The organism is Arthrobacter sp. U41 (genome assembly GCF_007679325.1).
Taxonomy (GTDB): domain Bacteria; phylum Actinomycetota; class Actinomycetes; order Actinomycetales; family Micrococcaceae; genus Arthrobacter.
Genome location: NZ_VEGI01000001.1, coordinates 889,335 through 906,802 on the forward strand (window position 1 = coordinate 889,335; position 17,468 = coordinate 906,802).

General features: G+C 67.0%; 14 protein-coding genes. 2 read left to right on the forward strand and 12 right to left on the reverse strand.

Going from position 1 to position 17,468, the window contains the following annotated elements:
* Positions 1–12: 12 nt before the first annotated feature.
* The 11 genes from FS787_RS04080 to glf all read right to left on the reverse strand — a co-directional run bounded on the left by FS787_RS04080 (position 13) and on the right by glf (position 12,308).
* Positions 13–1,116, reverse strand: a complete 1,104-nt coding sequence (locus FS787_RS04080) for a glycosyltransferase family 2 protein (protein ID WP_144671012.1) — start codon at positions 1,114–1,116, stop codon at positions 13–15.
* Positions 1,109–2,227 carry a glycosyltransferase family 4 protein gene (locus tag FS787_RS04085; protein ID WP_144671013.1) on the reverse strand — a complete coding sequence of 373 codons (1,119 nt, stop codon included), beginning with the start codon at positions 2,225–2,227 and terminating at the stop codon, positions 1,109–1,111. Before FS787_RS04085 ends, FS787_RS04080 begins: the two co-directional genes overlap by 8 nt.
* Entirely contained in the window at positions 2,224–3,384 is a 1,161-nt protein-coding gene (locus tag FS787_RS04090) for a glycosyltransferase family 4 protein (RefSeq protein ID WP_144671014.1), read from the reverse strand. The genes FS787_RS04085 and FS787_RS04090 overlap by 4 nt, the downstream gene beginning before the upstream one ends.
* Positions 3,381–4,376, reverse strand: coding sequence for a Gfo/Idh/MocA family protein (locus tag FS787_RS04095; RefSeq protein ID WP_144671015.1), 996 nt, complete (start codon positions 4,374–4,376; stop codon positions 3,381–3,383). The genes FS787_RS04090 and FS787_RS04095 overlap by 4 nt, the downstream gene beginning before the upstream one ends.
* 1 nt (position 4,377) lies before the next feature.
* Positions 4,378–5,469: a DegT/DnrJ/EryC1/StrS aminotransferase family protein gene (locus tag FS787_RS04100; protein WP_144671016.1), complete on the reverse strand. Its 1,092-nt coding sequence runs from the start codon at positions 5,467–5,469 to the stop codon at positions 4,378–4,380.
* A complete protein-coding gene (locus FS787_RS04105; protein WP_144671017.1) occupies positions 5,466–6,062 on the reverse strand; it encodes an acyltransferase in 597 nt (198 codons plus the stop codon). Before FS787_RS04105 ends, FS787_RS04100 begins: the two co-directional genes overlap by 4 nt.
* Before the next feature lie 47 nt (positions 6,063–6,109).
* On the reverse strand, positions 6,110–7,399 hold the full coding sequence (locus FS787_RS04110; protein WP_144671018.1) for a nucleotide sugar dehydrogenase: 1,290 nt from the start codon (positions 7,397–7,399) through the stop codon (positions 6,110–6,112).
* 102 nt (positions 7,400–7,501) lie between these two features.
* On the reverse strand, positions 7,502–8,227 hold the full coding sequence (locus tag FS787_RS04115) for an ABC transporter ATP-binding protein (RefSeq protein WP_144671019.1): 726 nt from the start codon (positions 8,225–8,227) through the stop codon (positions 7,502–7,504).
* Positions 8,228–9,106, reverse strand: coding sequence for an ABC transporter permease (locus FS787_RS04120; protein ID WP_144671020.1), 879 nt, complete (start codon positions 9,104–9,106; stop codon positions 8,228–8,230). It abuts the gene before it with no gap.
* Positions 9,103–11,124 carry a glycosyltransferase gene (locus FS787_RS04125; RefSeq protein WP_395940311.1) on the reverse strand — a complete coding sequence of 674 codons (2,022 nt, stop codon included), beginning with the start codon at positions 11,122–11,124 and terminating at the stop codon, positions 9,103–9,105. Before FS787_RS04125 ends, FS787_RS04120 begins: the two co-directional genes overlap by 4 nt.
* The gene (gene glf, locus FS787_RS04130; protein ID WP_144671021.1) at positions 11,121–12,308 is read right to left on the reverse strand and encodes a UDP-galactopyranose mutase; all 1,188 of its coding nucleotides are present in this window, start codon (positions 12,306–12,308) and stop codon (positions 11,121–11,123) included. The genes FS787_RS04125 and glf overlap by 4 nt, the downstream gene beginning before the upstream one ends.
* A gap of 243 nt (positions 12,309–12,551) precedes the next feature.
* Here glf and FS787_RS04135 point away from each other — a divergent pair, with 243 nt between their 5' ends.
* Positions 12,552–16,499, forward strand: coding sequence for an FtsK/SpoIIIE domain-containing protein (locus tag FS787_RS04135; protein ID WP_144671022.1), 3,948 nt, complete (start codon positions 12,552–12,554; stop codon positions 16,497–16,499).
* A 17-nt stretch (positions 16,500–16,516) separates the two neighbouring features.
* Here FS787_RS04135 and FS787_RS04140 read toward each other — a convergent pair whose 3' ends face one another.
* Entirely contained in the window at positions 16,517–16,969 is a 453-nt protein-coding gene (locus FS787_RS04140; protein ID WP_260982382.1) for a hypothetical protein, read from the reverse strand.
* A gap of 241 nt (positions 16,970–17,210) precedes the next feature.
* On the opposite strand from FS787_RS04140, the gene FS787_RS04145 reads away from it, so the two are divergent.
* Positions 17,211–17,459, forward strand: coding sequence for a WhiB family transcriptional regulator (locus FS787_RS04145; protein WP_003804966.1), 249 nt, complete (start codon positions 17,211–17,213; stop codon positions 17,457–17,459).
* Positions 17,460–17,468 lie beyond the last annotated feature (9 nt).

Consider the following 17,468-nt stretch of genomic DNA (forward strand, 5'->3'; position numbering starts at 1 on the left):
GCTGGGGAACCGCTAGAGCAGCGCGGACGCCGCCATGAACCGTACCGGGGCCTCGGGATCGAACTGGGCCGTCGGGCTGGACGCAATCATGGTCCGCGGACGTCCGAACCTGCGGCGCGCTGCGGCTGCCGCCAGCATCTCAGCCAAGGGACCCGGGGTAAGGATGCTGCGAAGCAGCCGGGCGTCCGCCAGGGAGAGGGGCCGGTCCGCCCCCGGGGCCGCGGCCAGGAGAGTCCGGGTCATGTGTGCGAATTCCGCGCGGTCAGGGTCCGTCCAGCCGCCGTGTTCGCTACGCGGGAGAACCACGCCGAAGACATGGACCCGGAGCAGTTTGGTGACCAGCGCCCGACGGTGCGCCAGGGGAAGAGCGACGAACCAGGGATCGGCCACGAGCTCCAGGGCAAAGGCAAACAATTCACCGATGTCCCGCCGCTGTCCCGTGACCCGGTCCCGCGCGTCGTCGCCCACAACGTACTTGCCGGCCCCGCGGGCATAGTCGATCCGGCCGCCGCCGAACCAGAGCTTGGCGGAGAATATCTGGTCCTCCCCCGTGCGCAGATCCGCGCTGAATTCCAGGCCCAGACGCTGGATCTCGCTGCGCCTCAGCAAGCCAAGCGGCGCTGTGCGGTAGCTCAGGCGGTCCTTGACCGGGTCCAGTTTGAACTGCCGGCGGACCCGGACCGGCGGGGTCCTTACCGGCGCTCCGCCGGCATGGCGCTGGGGCGCGACGACCATGGCGGAGGAATGGGTGCGGGCGAGCTCCAGCCACTGGCGCAGGGCGCCGGGTTCCAGTGAATCGTCGCTGCCAAGAATGCACACAAATTCAGCGTCCGCCTGCTCAAGCCCGTAGTTGAACGGCCCGGCCGGGCTGGGTATCCCGTCGCGGAGCTCCAGGAACCTGGTGGCTGAGGCCAGTTCGGGCGGGACGTTGCTCGAAATCTCGTCCCGGGAGATGTTGTGGCACACCACGGTGGCCCGGACGCCGTCGGGGCCGTTCAGCTCGAGGCCGGCAGCGGCCACCGACGCGAGCGCCCTCGCCACCGGCCGGGTGCTGCTGTGCACCGCGATGACGACGTCCACCGCCGGGACTGCTGCACCGGTTACATCCTTATCCATGCCTGCTCCCGGTGGCTCCGCTGCCGGCGAGCACCCTGCCGTAGACGTCCTCGAACAGCATGCCAACCGTGCTCCGGCTGAACCTGGCCCGGATGGGCGCGGCAATGGCCGAGGGGTCGGCACCGGCGAAGTTCAACCGGGCCGCCTGGATCGCGGCGGCCAGGGACTCCGGGGACGCATCATCCACCAGGACGCCGTTCGCCGGGGTCACGTAGTCCGTGAAGCCGCCCACACGCGGGACGACGACGGGCCGCCCGGCCGAGAGCGCCTCCGCCGCGGACGTGAAAAAGTTCTCATGGGCCGTCGGGAGGAAGAACAGATGGGCCTGCTCGAAATACGCGAACACCTCGGCCGGCGGGACCGTGCCGACCAGCGTGACGTTCTCCCCCAGCTGCAACTCGGAGATCAGTTCTTCGGCTTCCCCGCGGAGGGGTCCGTCCCCCACCCAGTTGAGGTGCACATCGTGGCCCGCTTCCTTAAGCGCTGCGATGGTCCTGATGGCCAGAAGCGGCCTCTTCCCCGGAACCAGCCCGCCGACAGCCACCAGGCGCAGCCGGTCACCGGAAGGCAGCGGCTTCACCGGCCGCTCGTTGGCAACAACGCACGGAACCAGCACCGCCGCGTCCGGCCGCGCGAACGCCTGTAGCTTGCCGACGAGTTCCGCCGTCACTCCTGTCACGGCGTGCGGAAGACGCAGCACCCAGCGCAGCCAGGCGAAACGCGGCCACATCCCGGCGACGTTCCGCGGGTTTGTGACGCCGCTCCAGTGCTCGGAGTGGACCCACGGCTTGCGTGTCAGGGCCGCCGGGAGTGCCGCCACGAGTGCCGAGGAGAAGGCCATGGTGTGCAGCACGTCCGACGTCGAGCTTTCCCTCATCAGCGTTCGGAGCACGGACACTGCCGTCCACGGCCGGCGGGGGTTGAGGGACACCCTCTGCACGGGGAGTCCGGCGTAGGCCTCCTCGGACGCGGGCAGCCTGCTGCCCAGCCGCACATGCACCACGCTGACATCGTGCCGCAGCTGGACTGCCTTCGCATGCTCCAGATTGAACGGGGCCTGGGCCGGCGCCTCGTGGCTGGGGAACCAGGTGGTGACCACAAGGATTTTCATGGCTGGGTCCTCGCCAGCGACGCGACGATCGCGGCCGCGGCCTGGCCGGCGGCGGCGAGTGAGGCGTTCTCCCCCACCCACTGCGAGCGGTGTCCGTGACCGGTGTCTTCCTTGTCCAGCGCGGCGATCATGGCGGCCGCCACGTCATCCGGGTTATGGTCCACAGCGTCGCCGAGGCCGTTGTTGGCCACCACCGCGGCTCCCTCGCCGGGCCCGGCAAAGATGACCCGGGCGCCGCACCCTGCGGCCGCGTAAATTTTCGTCGGCTTGGCGAAGTCGTAGCCCTGACCGGGTTTGATGCTGACCAGCGCCGCCACGGCCCCGCGAAGCCAGGCTGCGGCCTCCCGGGGCGGCACAACGCCGCCGAAGACCACGCTGCCGGGAGCAACCTCGTCCGCCAGCGCCCGGAGGGCCGGTTCGTCGGTGCCCTGCCCGAAGAAGCGGATCTCCGCCGTCGGATATTTGCGCTGCACCAGCGGCAACGCCTGGATGAAGACGTCGGCTCCCTGCCATTCGGAAATCGTTCCGGTGTAGGCGAAGTAGGGCCGGTCGCTGTGAGCGGCATCGCCGTGGGGATTGAAGACTGACGTGTCAACGCCGTTGGCGACCACCCGCACCCGCTCCGCCGGCGCATCGAACTTTGCCACCTGCTCGGCCACCGCCTCAGAAATGGCGATGACGCAGGCGGCGCGCCGCAGGACGAATCCCTCGACGCTGCGCATCAGGCGTACGACGAAGCCCGGCACGTCCGTCGCGGACAGCGCCTCACTCCAGACGTCCGCGGCGTAGTAGACGAACGGCCGGCGGCGCAGCCAGGAGCTCAGGGCCACCACCAGTCCGGTGGTGGGCGGCGGTTCGGACACAACCACATCGGCCCGCTGCAGCAACAGGCGGAAGAAGGCCGGCACGTCGAAGCTCAGGTATTGGACGTAGCCGCGGACGTTGCCGCCGCCGTCGCGCAGCACGGGCCAGCGGCTGATCCTGAAGGGAACGGTGCCGGCCGTGGCGCCGCCAGGGGCACGAGTGGTGACCACCAAAACGTCCGCCCCCGCAGCCACCAACCCGTCGACCAGCGCCTGGAGACGGAAGGCCGCGGCCCCCACTTCAGGCGTAAAGAGCCGGGTGGCCACCACCACCCTCAAACGGGGGGCTGTCACGAGGCGGCGACTTTGACCATCCGCCCGCTGCGCGCGGACTCCAGCACGGCTTCGGCAACGCGCAGCGTGTCCAGGCCCTCGCGCATGGTGACGACGTCGGTGCGCAGCCCGAGGACCGCGTCGCGGAACGCCTCGTGCTCGGTGCGCAGCGGTTCCGGTTTCGCGATGGCAAGACGGGTCATGTTGCCCTCGGAAACACCACGGAAAGCCGCCATGGACTCCCACTCGGTGGCCACGGTGCCGTTCTCGAAGAACGTCAGGTCCGCTGTGACCGTGTCGGCCACAAAGGCACCCTTTTCGCCGGTGACGATGGTCAGGCGCTCTTTCATGGGGGAAAGCCAGTTCACCAGGTGGTTGGTGATGACGCCGCTTTCCAGCTGCCCGGTCGCTGCGACCATGTCCTCGTGCGGACGGCCGCTGCGCGTGGTGACCTGGGCGAAGATTGAATCGAAGCGGCTCTGGGCGAGCCAGGCAGTCAGGTCGATATCGTGCGTGCCCAGGTCCTTGACCACACCGACGTCGGCGATGCGTGACGGGAACGGGCCCTGGCGCCGGGTGGCGATCTGGTACACGTCGCCGAGTTCGCCCGCCTCAATCCGCTTCCGCAGGGACTGCAGCGCAGGATTGAAACGCTCGATGTGGCCTACGGCCCCCACGAGGTTTTTGGCCTCGAACGCCTCCACGAGGCGCTGCCCGGCCTCCGTGCTGGCGGCGATGGGCTTCTCCACGAGGGTGTGGACGCCGGCGTCGGCCAGGGCCAGTCCGACCTCCTCATGCATACCCGTGGGGACGGCGGCGACCGCCATGTCCAGGCCCTCGGCAATAAGTTCTTCCACCGAGGACAGCACGGTCAGTCCGCCGGCTACGCCGTGCGGATCGCCGTACGCGTCCGCTACGGCCACCAGGTCGACGCCGGGAAGCTCGCGGAGGACGCGGGCGTGGTGCCGCCCCATCATCCCCAGCCCGATCAGGCCTACGCGCAGGTTCGCCATGTCAGGCACCGGCCTTGGAGACGGCGTTGACAGCGGCGACGATACGCTCGAGATCGTCCTGGCTCAGGGACGGGTGGACCGGCAGGGACAGCACTTCCTTGGCCGCCGTTTCCGTGTTGGGCAGGTCTTCGGTCCGGTTGAAGGACGGAAGGCGGTGGTTCGGGACCGGGTAGTACACGCCGGTGCCGATGTTGTATTCCTCGCGCAGTGCCTTGGCCAGTCCGTCCCGGTCCTCGGGCACACGGATGGTGTACTGGTGGTAGACGTGGCCTGCCCCTGCCTTGACCAGCGGCGTTCCGACGTTCTCCAGGTTGGCGTCGAGGAACGCGGCGTTCTGCTGGCGCTGCGCGGTCCAGCCCAGCACCTTGGTGAGCTGGACGCGGCCGATGGCGGCGTGCAGGTCCGTCATACGCGCGTTGAACCCGACGATTTCGTTCTGGTACTGCTTCTCCATGCCCTGGTTGCGCAGCAGCCGGAGCCGGTGCTCGACGGCGGCGTCCGACGTCGTGACCATGCCGCCCTCACCGGAGGTCATGTTCTTCGTCGGGTACAGGCTGAACATGGCGAAGGTGCCGAAGCTGCCGACCTTCTGGCCATTGAAGCTGGCTCCGTGTGCCTGGGCTGCGTCCTCGTAGAGGTCGATGCCGCGCTCCGCGGCAAGCCGGCCGAGGCCTTCGACGTCGAACGGGTGCCCGTAAAGGTGCACCGGCATGATGCCCTTGGTCTTCTCGGTGATGAGCGACGCGACGTGGTCCGTGTCCAGGGTGTAGTGGTCCAGTTCGATGTCGGCGAAGACGGGAGTGGCTCCGGTCAGCGCGACGGAGTTGCCGGTGGCGGCGAACGTGAACGACGGCACGATGACCTCGTCGCCGGGGCCCACACCGGCGGCCAGGAGGCCGAGGTGCAGTCCGGAGGTGCCGGAGTTCACGGCAACGGCGGCGCGGCCATCAACAAGCACCGAGGAGAACTCAGTTTCAAAGTCCGCCACCTGCTTGCCCTGGGCCAGCATTCCGGACGCGAGGACGGCATCGACAGCCGCCCGCTCTTCATCGCCGATGATCGGCTTGGCTGCGGGGATAAAGTCCAGGCTCATGCGTTGTCCTCTGCCTCTTTCAGGAATTCTTCTTGCTCAACATATTTGGCGCCTGTCTCGGGGCAGACCCAGAACCCGTCTTCCTCGCGCAGGGGGAAGCCGGCCTTGCCGACCCACCCGAGCCGCTTGGCGGGCACTCCGGCCATCAGGGCGAAGGCCGGTACATCCTTGGTGACGACGGCGCCTGCGGCGATGGTCGCCCAGCGTCCGATCGTCACGGGCGCCACGCAGACGGCCCGCGCGCCGATGGACGCCCCGTCCTCGATGGTGACGCCCACCGGGGTCCAGTCGTGGGCGCTCTTCAGGGATCCGTCAGGGCTGATGGACCGGGGGTAGGTGTCGTTCGTCAGGACCACCGCGGGTCCAATGAAGACGCCCTTTCCGAGCCGGGCCGGTTCGTAGACCAGCGCGTAGTTCTGGATCTTGGTGTTGTCGCCAATCTGGACACCGGTGCCGACGTAGGCACCGCGGCCGACGATGCAGTTTTCTCCCAGCGTGGCGTCCTCGCGCACCTGGGCCAGATGCCAGATCTTGGTGCCGGCGCCCAGCACGGCCCTGTCCGAAACATCAGCGCTCGGGGCAATGTTATTCATCGTGGATCTCCTGTCAAAGGGAAAAGTGTTCGGCGCGCGGACTCAGGTCAGGCCTTGCCGATGACGCGGTACTCGACGCCGTCCCAGGCCTCGGGGCGGCTCACCCGGCGGCCATCGATGAAGACCCGGACACCCGGGAGGTCCTGCGGGCCCAACTTGCGGTACTCGGCGTGGTCCGCCTGGACCACGGCCGCGTCGGCCGGTTCGCCCAGGTGGTAGGGCTGGAAGCCCAGCTTCTGGAGTTCCTCGTCGGTGTACAGCGGGTCATGGACCAGCGCGGTTGCCCCGCGCTGCTCGAGTGCCCGGACGGCGTCGAAGACGCCGGAGAACGCCGTCTCCTTGACGCCGCCGCGGTATGCAGCGCCAAGTACCACCACTCGGGCGCCGGCGAGGTCGCCGTAGGCCCCCTCGAGCAGTCCGATGGTGTAGGCCGGCATGTCTGCGTTGGCTTCGCGGGCCGCGCGCACTACCGTGGCCGCCGGATCGTTCCAGAGGTAGAGCCGCGGGTAGACGGGGATGCAGTGACCGCCGACGGCGATGCCCGGGGTGTGGATGTGGCTGTACGGCTGGGAGTTGGCGGCCTCGATGACCTGGTAGATGTCGATGCCGGCAGTCGAGGCATACCGGGCGAACTGGTTGGCGAGGCCAATGTTCACATCGCGGTAGGTGGTTTCGGCCAGCTTCGCCATCTCGGACGCCTCGGCGGAGCCAAGGTCCCACACGCCGTTCGGGCGGGCCAGGTCCGTCCGCTCGTCGAAGTCCAGCACGGCCTGGTAGAACTCCACGGCTTTGGCTGCCCCGGCGTCGGACAGTCCGCCCACCAGCTTGGGGTACTTGCGCAGGTCTTCGAAAACCCGGCCCGTGAGGACGCGTTCGGGAGAGAACACCAGGTGGAAGTCGCGGCCTTCGACCAGGCCGGAGGCGGCTTCCAGGGCCGGCTTCCAGCGGCTCCGGGTAGTTCCGACGGGCAGTGTGGTTTCGTAGGAGACCAGGGTCCCGGGCGTCAGGTGCTTTGCCAGTTCCGCGGTGGCAGCGTCCATCCAGCCGAAGTCGGGGTTCGCTTCGGCATCGACGAACAGCGGCACAACGAGGACCACGACGTCCGCTTCGGGGACCGCATCCGCGTAGTCGGTGGTGGCCCTGAGCTTGCCTGCCGGCACCAGTTCGGAGAGTTTTTCCTGCAGGTGGGCTTCGCCGGGAAACGGCTCGGTGCCGGCGTTGATGAGGTCCACAACCTGCCGGTTGACGTCGACGCCGACGACCTCATGGCCCTTGGACGCAAACTGGACGGCCAGGGGCAGGCCGATCTTACCCAACGCAATTACAGCAATCTTCACGATACTCGTGCCTTTTCTCTCATACCTGATGGCGGGGCCAGGGGACCTGTCTCCACACTAGCTGCTGCTTCGCCGCGACGGCGCAGCAGCAGGGTCTGCCGATTAGCTGCGGAGCCGGCTAACGGCCTCGCTGATCGGTCCGTCGAACAAAACATTTCCGTGCTGCAGCAGGACACCGCGGGCGCAGATCCGGGAGACGAGGTCCAGGTCGTGGCTGACGACGACGAGGGTCTTGCCCCGTTCTGCCAGCTCCTGGATCTTGTCAATGCACTTGCGCTGGAACGGCTCGTCGCCCACTGCGAGGATTTCATCGATCAGGAAGACCTCGGGATCGGTGTGGACGGCCACGGAGAAGGCCAGCCGCAGGTACATTCCCGAAGAGTAGAACCTGACTTCGGTGTCAATGAACTCGCCGATCTCCGCGAACTCGACGATCGCGTCGAAACGGTCATTGACCTCCTGCTCGGTCATCCCCAGGATGGCACCGTTCAGGTAGACGTTGTCACGGCCGGAGAGGTCGTGGTGGAAGCCTGCGCCGACTTCGATGAGGCCGGCGACCCGTCCGCGGGTCCGTACGGTGCCGGAATCGGGGAGCATCACGCCCGAGATGTGCTTCAGAAGCGTGGATTTGCCCGACCCGTTGAAGCCGAGCAGGGCTACGGTCTCTCCCGCTTTGACGTCCAACGAGACGTCTTTGAGGGCATGGAATTTCTTGGAGAGATCACCCCTCCTGCCCTTGGCCAGCCATACCACGGTCTCCTTGATGGAACGGGTGTGGCGGAGGACAAACTGCTTGCTGATGCCGGACACTTCGATTGCGTTGGCCACTCAGAGCTCCTGTGCGAAGCGGCCTTCAAGCCGCCGGAAAGTGATTTGCCCCAGGACCAGGACAAGAACCGAGATGACCAGGCCGACCGGAAGCCAGAGGCTGAAAAGGTCGGGCGGCATGGGTGAGGACCCGTTCGTCGTCGGGAACCAGAACGCGTAGTGGAAGAGCTCGACGCCCACGGTGATCGGGTTGGCCTGGTAAACCGCGAAGGCGACGTCACCCAGCTGCCGCTGAACCATGGTCCAGGCATACAACACAGGTGAGGCCCACGTGGCGATCATCAGGAGCATGTCCACGATGTTCTCCGAGTCGCGGTAGTACACGTTGGCGGCACCGAAGAGCAGTCCCAGGCCGGTGGCCAGGAGCGCCACGATGGTGAACCCGGCAATCGCCGCCAGCAGTTCAAACGGTCCCGGCTGCCAGCCCGTAAAGACGCAGGCGATCACCAGAACGACGATCTGCGGGAAGAAGTGCACCGCAGAGACCCACACCGACGCGATCGGGAAGAGCTCCCGCGGGAGGTAGATCTTCTTGATCAGGTTCCCGTTGTGCACGATAGACCTTGCCGCATTTCCCAGCGCCTCGGTAAAGAAGTTGATCAGGACAATGCCGGAAAACAGGTAGACCGCGTAGTTGCTCAGCCCGTCCGGATTCCTGGGGCTCTTCTCGAGTCCCAGGAAGACGCCCAGGGCGATGTAGAAGACGATGAACTGGACGCCGGGCTTGACGTAGGACCACAGCAGTCCCAAAACTGAACCCCTGTAGCGGACCTTGAGTTCCTTGCGGACCAGCAGCTTCAGCAGAAATCTTGAGCGGGCCACGTCGGCAAGGCCCCTGCCCAACCCCGGTTGTACCAGTTCCTGGGTGTTGGAACTCATCTACCGTCCCTGTCCCCGCTGTTGGCGTCGAACGTCTTCTTCCAGGCATCCATGGAGGTGATCTCGGCGAGGGCGCCGCGGTACTGCTGCTTCAGGGCGGGCCACTTGCGCACCACCTCACCGTAGACCTTCAGGCCTTCGGCCATGAGTTTGCGGACCTGGCGGGGATCCCGCTTGTACCAGGACGCAGCGGTCCCCTCGGCATTGGATACCAAGGCACTGTCGAACTGCGACACCCGCCACCACTTGTTGTCCTGATGCGCCACGAGGGTCTCAGGATGAGACTTGCTGGACTCCGAGACCGGGACACCCACTTGCCGGGCCACAGTCTTCGCCACCCACGGCAGAAGCATCAGATAGGACGGCACGGAGACACCCTTACCGCGGCGGGGAACCTTCGTTGATCTCACCGACGGGAAGTCGTCAAAGCTCGGCTTGAACTGCGCTTCGGAAAACTGCTGGGCCATGGCCCGGATTTCCGGCAGTTTGGTCGGCAGCATGTCATGCAGGCCGGCCGGTCCGCGGAGCAGGTCCTTCATGGCCTCGATCCGGCCCTGGACGGTGTAGTACTGCATGGAAATGTTGTGCTTGAGGTCCAGCTTGATCGAGTTTTCCAGGAGGCCGCCGCCGAATTCGTACGGGCTGTGCAGCAGCGCGTAAATGAACCGGTTCCGGGTGTGGAAGTATGACTGCCACCCCACGAGGTCGTCCTTGTCGATCCAGGAAACGTGCCAGACGGCCGAGCCGGGCAGGGAGACCGTGTTGAAGCCGGCGGCCTTCGCACGGACGCCGTATTCGGTGTCGTCCCATTTGATGAAGACGGGCAGCGACAGACCGATCTCGCGGATGACTTCGGTGGGGATCATGCACATCCACCAGCCGTTGTAGTCCACGTCCACGCGCCGGTGCATCCACGGAGTGTCCCGCAGGTTCCGCTGCGCGAAGTTGTGCCGCATCTCCTGGTCGGAGTTCGGTTCGGCGGGGCCGATGATGTACGGGTTGACCACCTCGCCGAGGGTGTGGAGGACATTCCGGTCGTGAAGGTCGAACATGTGGCCGCCCACCAGTGTGGGCTTCTTGCAGTAATCCGCAAAGATGCCCAGCCGGGTGATGCTTTCGGGTTCGATAACGACGTCGTCGTCCAGCAGCAGGACGTAGTCGCTGTTGTTTTCCACTGCCTCGTACATGCCGCGGGCGAAGCCGCCCGATCCGCCGAGGTTGTTCTGGTTGATGATGCGGAGCTTGCCGCCGAGTGCCTTCTCGACCTCGGCGAAACCGTCGGCTTCCGCTACTTTCTCAGTGCCCTGGTCGACGACGATGACCTCTTTGACCTGCTCCAGCGCCTCGGGGTGCTGTCCCAGAATGCGGAGGTTGTTGATGCAGTACGCGGTCTTGTTCAGGGTGGTGATTTCGAGGGTGATCGAACCGGTAAGCCGTCGCTTCGCGTTGGCCTGCCATTCCGCGCCGACAAACTCCATCGCGTCAGTTCCGGCCGTCACGTCGAACCAGTACCAGCCGCCGTCGCCGAAGGGGGCCAGGGACAAGGTGAATTCCGTCCGGGCGTCGCCGGCGACCCTCTTGGTCTCCACGTGCTGCAGCGAACCGCGGGCGTTGGAGCGGTAGACGCTGACCGTGCCGCGTCCGACGGTCCGCACGTTGAGACGGACCTCCTTAGCCGTCGTCCAGCGACGCCAGTAGCTTGCGGCGAAGGCGTTGAAGTACGTGCCGAAGGAGACGCGTTCGCCCGCGCGCACTGAGGCGCTGGTCCGTGACGTTACGTCGTCGGCGTGGGCGGCCCGCGGTGCGTTCAGGACCTTGATCGGAGTTTTGGTCCGGCCCAACCCGGACAATTCCGAGGAGACGTCGGAGCTGCTGCTCACCACTCCTGAGTCCATGTACAGCGGAAGCGTCTCAAGCCCCCGCTCCCCCGGGAGAATGACGCGCTGGACCGTCTGCCAGCCGGCGTCGCTGCCTGCTGCGTCCGGGACGGCCTCTTTCACTTGCTGGTTTCCGCTCACGCGTCCACTCCTCCGCTTTCAATCTTGGCGCCGGCCTCGAAATGGGGGCGGATTTTGTTGTCGAACATGGTCAGTGCGGACCCGATGGCCATGTGCATGTCCAGGTACTTGTACGTCCCGAGGCGTCCGCCGAACAGGACGTCCTTCTCGGCAGCCGCGAGGTCGCGGTACTTGAGCAGGCGTTCGCGGTCCGAGGCGGTGTTGATCGGGTAGTAGGGCTCGTCGCCCTTCTCCGCGGCGCGGGAGAATTCGCGCATGATGACGGTCTTCTCCGTTTGGTAGTCGCGCTCCGGGTGGAAGTGGCGCGGCTCGATGATGCGGGTGTAGGCGACGTCGTCGTCGTTGTAGTTGACCACGGACGTTCCCTGGAAATCGCCGACGTCGAGCACTTCTTCCTCGAAGTCGATGGTGCGCCAGGAGAGGTCGCCTTCGGCGAAATCGAAGTAGCGGTCCACGGGGCCGGTGTAGACCACGGGGATGTTTCCGACAACCTTGTTCTTGCTGTACTCGTGCGATTCGTCAAAGAAGTCCGTGTTCAGCCGGACCTCGATGTTCGGGTGTTCCGCCATCTTCTCGATCCACGCGGTGTAGCCGTTGGTCGGCAGGCCCTCGTACTTGTCGTTGAAGTAGCGGTTGTCGTAGTTGTAGCGCACCGGGAGGCGCGAGATGATGCCCGCGGGCAGGTCCTTGGGATCCGTCTGCCACTGCTTGCCGGTGTAGTGCTTGATGAACGCCTCGTACAGCGGGCGGCCGATGAGCTGGATGCCCTTGTCGTTCAGGTTCTGCGGGTCGGTACCGGCGAGTTCACCGGCCTGTTCCTTGATCAGTTCCTGTGCCTGGCCGGGCGTCAGGTTGGCGCGGAAGAACTGGTTGATCGTCGCCAGGTTGATGGGCAGGGAATAGACCTCGCCCTTGTGCACGCCGTACACCTTGTGCACGTAGTTGGTGAACGTCGTGAAACGGTTGACGTACTCCCAGACGCGTTCGTTCGACGTGTGGAAGAGGTGCGCGCCGTAACGGTGCACTTCGATGCCGGTCTGCGCGTCCTTCTCGCTGTAAGCATTGCCGCCGATGTGGTGGCGGCGGTCGATGACAACGACCTTCAAGCCCAGCTCCGTGGCGGCCTGTTCTGCGATTGTCAGGCCGAAAAAGCCTGAGCCTACGATGACAAGGTCAGCGGTCACAAAATCTCCTGGTTCGAATGTGGGCAGCCCAACGTTGTGCATTGTCTGCTGGTCCAGCCTACCCGAGACAAGGCGGGAACCCGTGAATCGGGGTCCCCGGCCGGGCACGCCGCCAGCCCCCGAATTTGATCGTCCTACGAGGTCAGCACCGCTTTCCACATAGCGGCATTTCCCCGTCGCGGGTCACTGCAGCCAGGTCCTAGCGTTGGATCCAAACGTCGCCGCGGGAAAGGACCCCAGCCGATGATGCTGCACTGTTCCCTCGTTCCGGCGCCGGGATCCGTGCTCCCCTGCGGACTGCTGGAACTGGCCATCGAGGTATCCCCAGAGTGCCCCGGGGCAGAACTGCAGTCGGCCATCTCCCGGCGCTACCGGACCGGGGAACTGACCGTGGGCCGCGTCCCGGTGGCTGCCTTCACCGTCGGCGAGGGCCCCCTCGTCCAGGGCGCGGTCCTGGTGGACGGCGCAGTACTGACAGGCAGTGCGGTAATGGCGGGCGGCGCGGTACTGGCGGGCAGCGCGGTGGCCGCGGTACCGCTGGTGCTCGCCGTGCACAGCGGGCCGGGCGCCGGCCTGATTATTCCCCTGCGGCGGGGCCGGTTCCGGATCGGACGCGGCGGCACCGAGATCGACATTCCGGACCCCGAGTTATCCCGCGAACATGCGCAACTGGACGTCTCCGAGTCCGCCGTCACCCTCCGCGACCTCGGAAGCGCCAACGGGACCACCGTCGACGGCCGGAAGGTGCAGGCGGCACCCATGTCTACCGACGCCCTGATCCGGTGCGGGGGTTCGTCGATGTCACTGGTTTTCGGCGCGCCGCTTGCCCCCGGTGCGCTGTGCTCCGCCGGAACCGATGTCTCGGTGCCCCTCGTGGTCGGCAACCCTGCGGCGAACAGCAACAGGGCGGCGCTGTTGCTGGCGGCGGGCCTGCCTCTGGCAATCGGAACCGGCCTGGCCGCCGTGACCGGAATGTGGATCTTCCTGGCCTTCACCGCCGTCTCCGCGGTCACGGCCCTGGTGCCGGTCATGTCCGGCAGACGGCAACGCCGCGAACTCAAGGAGGCTGTCGCGGCGGCCTCCCGCGAGGACACGGATCGGCGACGGCGGGCAGCACCGTCCGCAGGCCAATTGTCCCTGCAGGGTTTGTCCGCGGCACCCGACCCCGGCACGGTTTCCACGGCGCCGGGACCTGTCTGGTTGCGGCTCGGACAGGCGCAGAGCGGCGCGAACATCCGGCTGGAACCGCCGGACCCGGGTTTCCGGCCCCCGTCGCTGGGAATGGTCCCCGTGACCCTGGACCCGGCGACGGCCGTGACGACCCTCCGCGGCCCGCAGCCTGCTGTCGCCGGGCTGCTCAGATCCTTCGTGCTGCAGCTTGCCGGCTACCCCGCGGCACGGCGGACCAGGATCCTCATTCATGGGCCTGCCCCGTCGCTCCTGGCGGCGCGCTTCCTGGCCACGGCGACTCTCTCCGCACAGGAGGCGACGACCGTGGAATGGCTCGCGGACTGCCCGGGCAGGGACTTTGAGCACGGGGTGCTGATCATTGCTGACGCAGCATCCGGAACACTGCGGGCAGTGGCAGCCGGCCTCGGCTGGCAGGTGATCGACTGCACCGGCGAGCCGGACGCCGGCACAGCCATCACCCTCACGGAGCGCACCGGACGGCTTTCAACCGCTCACTCCTCGCTGGAGTTCACCCCCGATCTTGTGCCGGCCGGCGTCTTCGACCGCAACTGCCGCCGCCTTGGGGCCAGGACACCCCTGTCGGCTCCCCGGACGGGCATCCCGGGTGCCTCCTCACTCAGCGCGCTGCTCCCGTTTTCAGCGCGGGACATTTCCCGGCGCTGGAACCGCTCGGCAGGCACGCCGGGGCTTCGGGTGGTGGTCGGCGTCGGAAGTCCCGGTCCTCTGCAGCTGGATCTGCAGGCGGACGGTCCCCACTTCCTGGTGGCGGGCACCACCGGATCAGGAAAATCGGAGTTCCTCCGGACCCTCGCGGCTGCGCTGGCGGCTGCCCACCCGCCCGGGCGGGTCAACCTGCTGTTCATTGATTTCAAGGGCGGCTCCGGTCTGCGGCCGCTGGCCGGCCTCGCCCACTGCGTCGGGCTCCTCACGGACCTCGACACGTCCGAAGTGGCGCGCACCCTGGTGTCCCTGGCGGCCGAAGTGCGCCGCCGGGAGGAGCTCCTGGCCGCCTTCGGGGCCGCCGACCTCAGGGCCTACGAGCTGCTTGACCCGTCCGGGCCGCCGCTGCCCCATCTGGTCCTCATCATTGACGAATTCAGGATGCTCGTCGACGAGGCCCCTGCTGCCCTGGCCGAGCTGATGCGGATTGCCGCCATCGGCCGCTCCCTTGGGGTCCACCTCGTGATGGCAACCCAGCGTCCCCAAGGCGCCGTGTCCGCCGATATCCGCGCGAACGTGACCAGCTGCATCGCCTTAAGGGTCCAATCGGACCTGGAGTCCCTCGACATCATCAATTCACGGGTGGCGGCAGACATCCCGGTCTCCCGCCCGGGGCGCGCCTTCCTGGTCCGGGGAAACGGAGAGCCGGAGGAGTTTCAGACGGCCACCGTCACACCTCCCGGGCAAGGGACAGTCCGCGGCCCGCGGGTGATGGAGGTGATGGAATTCCTCAACCGCGGGCCGGCAGACGGGTCCATCGGCCCGGCGGAAGAACCCGCTGCGCCGTCCCCATCAGCCGTGGCCCGGCTGACCGACGAAATACGCGCCCTCTGGAAGTCATCAGGCGGCGGCCCCCTGCGGCGGCCGGTAGCAGCACCCCTCCCCGCGCAGCCGGCCTTTCCCGTGGAGGGACGCCCCGACCGGATCAGGCTCGGGCTCCTGGACATCCCCGAAGAGCAACGGGTCGCGGAGTTCGGGTGGGTTCCGGGCACCCACGGCCACTTGGGACTGATCGCGGGCAGCACCGGTGGCAGCGACGCCGCCCTGCGGCTCATCGTGGATCAGCTCCTGAGCTGCGGCGACGAATCCCACCTGTATGTGCTGGACGCCGCCGGCGCGTTCAGTGCCGCGGTCACCTCGCCCAGGGTGGGGGCCGTTGTGGGACTGCACGAACTCCGCCGGGCCGTGCGCGTCCTGGAACGGGTCCAGGAAGAAATGACCCGGCGCCTGGGCGCTGTGCACACCGCAGACGCACCCGCTCTCGTCCTCGCACTGTGCGGCTGGGGAACGTGGGTGTCGGCGATCCGGGCCGGGCCCCTGGCCTGGGCCGAGGACATCGTCCAGGACCTGGTGCGCGACGGTGCCAGGGCCGGGATCACGGTGCTTGTGTCAGGTGAACGCGAGCTGGTGACCGCACGGTTCTTCGCCGCTGTTCCCAACCGGATCTTCCTGCCGGCCGGGTCGACGGACGAGGCCCGGCTCGGCTGGCCGCGGCTGCCCGACACCGACGCCGTCGCCGGCCGCGTGGTGGTTTTTGGGCCCGTTGCGCCGGTTGTCTCTCCTGAAGGCCACGTGGGACAGCTCTTCGGGACCCCGCCCGCTGCCATCCGGGACGAGGCCGTACCGCCGGGCACCCGGCCGTTCCGGGTCGAGCCCCTTCCCGGGCTGGTCACCGTCGCTGACGTCCGGTCCGTGGCGCTTAACCGTCCTCCCCCGCCCGGCAGCCTGTGGCTCGGAGTCGGCGGTGACGAGCTCCTCCCGGCGGGCATTGACCTGCCTCGGGGCGCTGTCCTCGCCGTCCTCGGCGGCCACGCGTCCGGGAAGAGCTCGCTGCTCCGGGCTCTCCCCGGCCTCAACCCTGCCGTCGGCTGGGTGCGTGCTCCGGCCGGCACGGATCCGGAGCGGCACTGGTCACGGACCCACGACGCCGCGCTCACGGGCGCCCTGGATCCGGCTGCGCTTCTCCTGGCGGACGACCTCGATCTACAGTCGCACGAAACCAACAGCCGGCTGCTCCTGCTGAACGGCCTCGGGTGGCGGGTGGTGCTTACAGCCGGCTACAGCCTGGGCATCCGGCAACGTGTTCCGCTGGTGCAGAACGCGGCTGCGCAGGGGCGGGGCGTACTGATCGCACCGCGGGGACCACTGGACGGAGAACTGTTTGGAGTCCGGTACGAATTCGAACAGAGTCCGCCGCCGGGGCGAGCGGTGGTGATTTCGGACGGGCGCTCCCGGGTGGTCCAGCTGGCGTTTGATCCTGCGGCGGTCCGCAACGGGTGAGGACCGTCAGGCGCGGGCTACAGGGCGGGAGGCGCCCCGCCGGCGCGTGATGCGAAGGCAATGACACGCTTGTCAAACAGCAGCACGATGGCGAGGACCGCCGGCACCAGCATGGCCAGGCCCGCCAGAGGATAGCCACCCGACATGGTGGGAAAGCCGATGGTGAGCGTGAAGAGCTGCGCCACCAGCGCACCTGCACGCGGCCACCGGTATCCCCGGAACAGGAAAGTGGCCACTGCAAAGAGCCAGGCGGAGAAAGCCGCCAGGAGCACCAGGGTGAACACCGCACCCCAGAAGGAGAGGACGGGGGCGCCGCTCAGCAGCTGGCTTCCGTACCAGATGGCCGCAACCAGCAGCGCCGCCGCCTCCAGCGCCACAACGATCGCAATCACCAGGATGCCGGCGGGCCGGACGGGGACGCCGGACCCGGCAGGGACGGGCTCGGAGGGGTTTTCAGAGGCTCTTGACACACTGGCACAGTACCGGACATAGTCGACTAGATGTGAGGGCGCCGCCAGCTGATGTGATGCATCGCTCACGATCCCAAGGCATATTGAAGCGGGATATCCCTTGTTTACGCAGCGTTAACATGACACGCTTTAAAACAGATGACCGAGGGGGCCCCAGAGGGCCCCTTTCTTATGAAGCCTCTAGTGAATAGTTTCACAAAGGCATTTAACGAGTGCCCAGGAAATGGAGTGACTGATAAGCATGGATTGGCGTAACCGCGCAGCGTGCCTTGACAAGGACCCGGAACTTTTCTTCCCCGTAGGAAACACCGGCCCTGCCCTCCTGCAGATCGAGGAAGCCAAAAGTGTGTGCCGGCGTTGCCCCGTTGTGGACACGTGCCTCCAGTGGGCGCTGGAGTCCGGCCAGGACGCCGGCGTCTGGGGCGGCATGAGCGAAGACGAACGCCGCGCCCTGAAGCGCCGCGCGGCCCGCGCCCGCCGCGCCTCTTAGGACCAGATT

Coding starts and splice junctions, on each gene's coding strand:
- FS787_RS04080 (WP_144671012.1), bottom strand. CDS start 1,116: ATGGATAAGGATGTAACCGGTGCAGCAGTCCCGGCGGTGGACGTCGTC.
- FS787_RS04085 (WP_144671013.1), bottom strand. CDS start 2,227: ATGAAAATCCTTGTGGTCACCACCTGGTTCCCCAGCCACGAGGCGCCG.
- FS787_RS04095 (WP_144671015.1), bottom strand. CDS start 4,376: ATGGCGAACCTGCGCGTAGGCCTGATCGGGCTGGGGATGATGGGGCGG.
- FS787_RS04100 (WP_144671016.1), bottom strand. CDS start 5,469: ATGAGCCTGGACTTTATCCCCGCAGCCAAGCCGATCATCGGCGATGAA.
- FS787_RS04105 (WP_144671017.1), bottom strand. CDS start 6,062: ATGAATAACATTGCCCCGAGCGCTGATGTTTCGGACAGGGCCGTGCTG.
- FS787_RS04120 (WP_144671020.1), bottom strand. CDS start 9,106: ATGAGTTCCAACACCCAGGAACTGGTACAACCGGGGTTGGGCAGGGGC.
- FS787_RS04135 (WP_144671022.1), top strand. CDS start 12,552: ATGATGCTGCACTGTTCCCTCGTTCCGGCGCCGGGATCCGTGCTCCCC.
- FS787_RS04145 (WP_003804966.1), top strand. CDS start 17,211: ATGGATTGGCGTAACCGCGCAGCGTGCCTTGACAAGGACCCGGAACTT.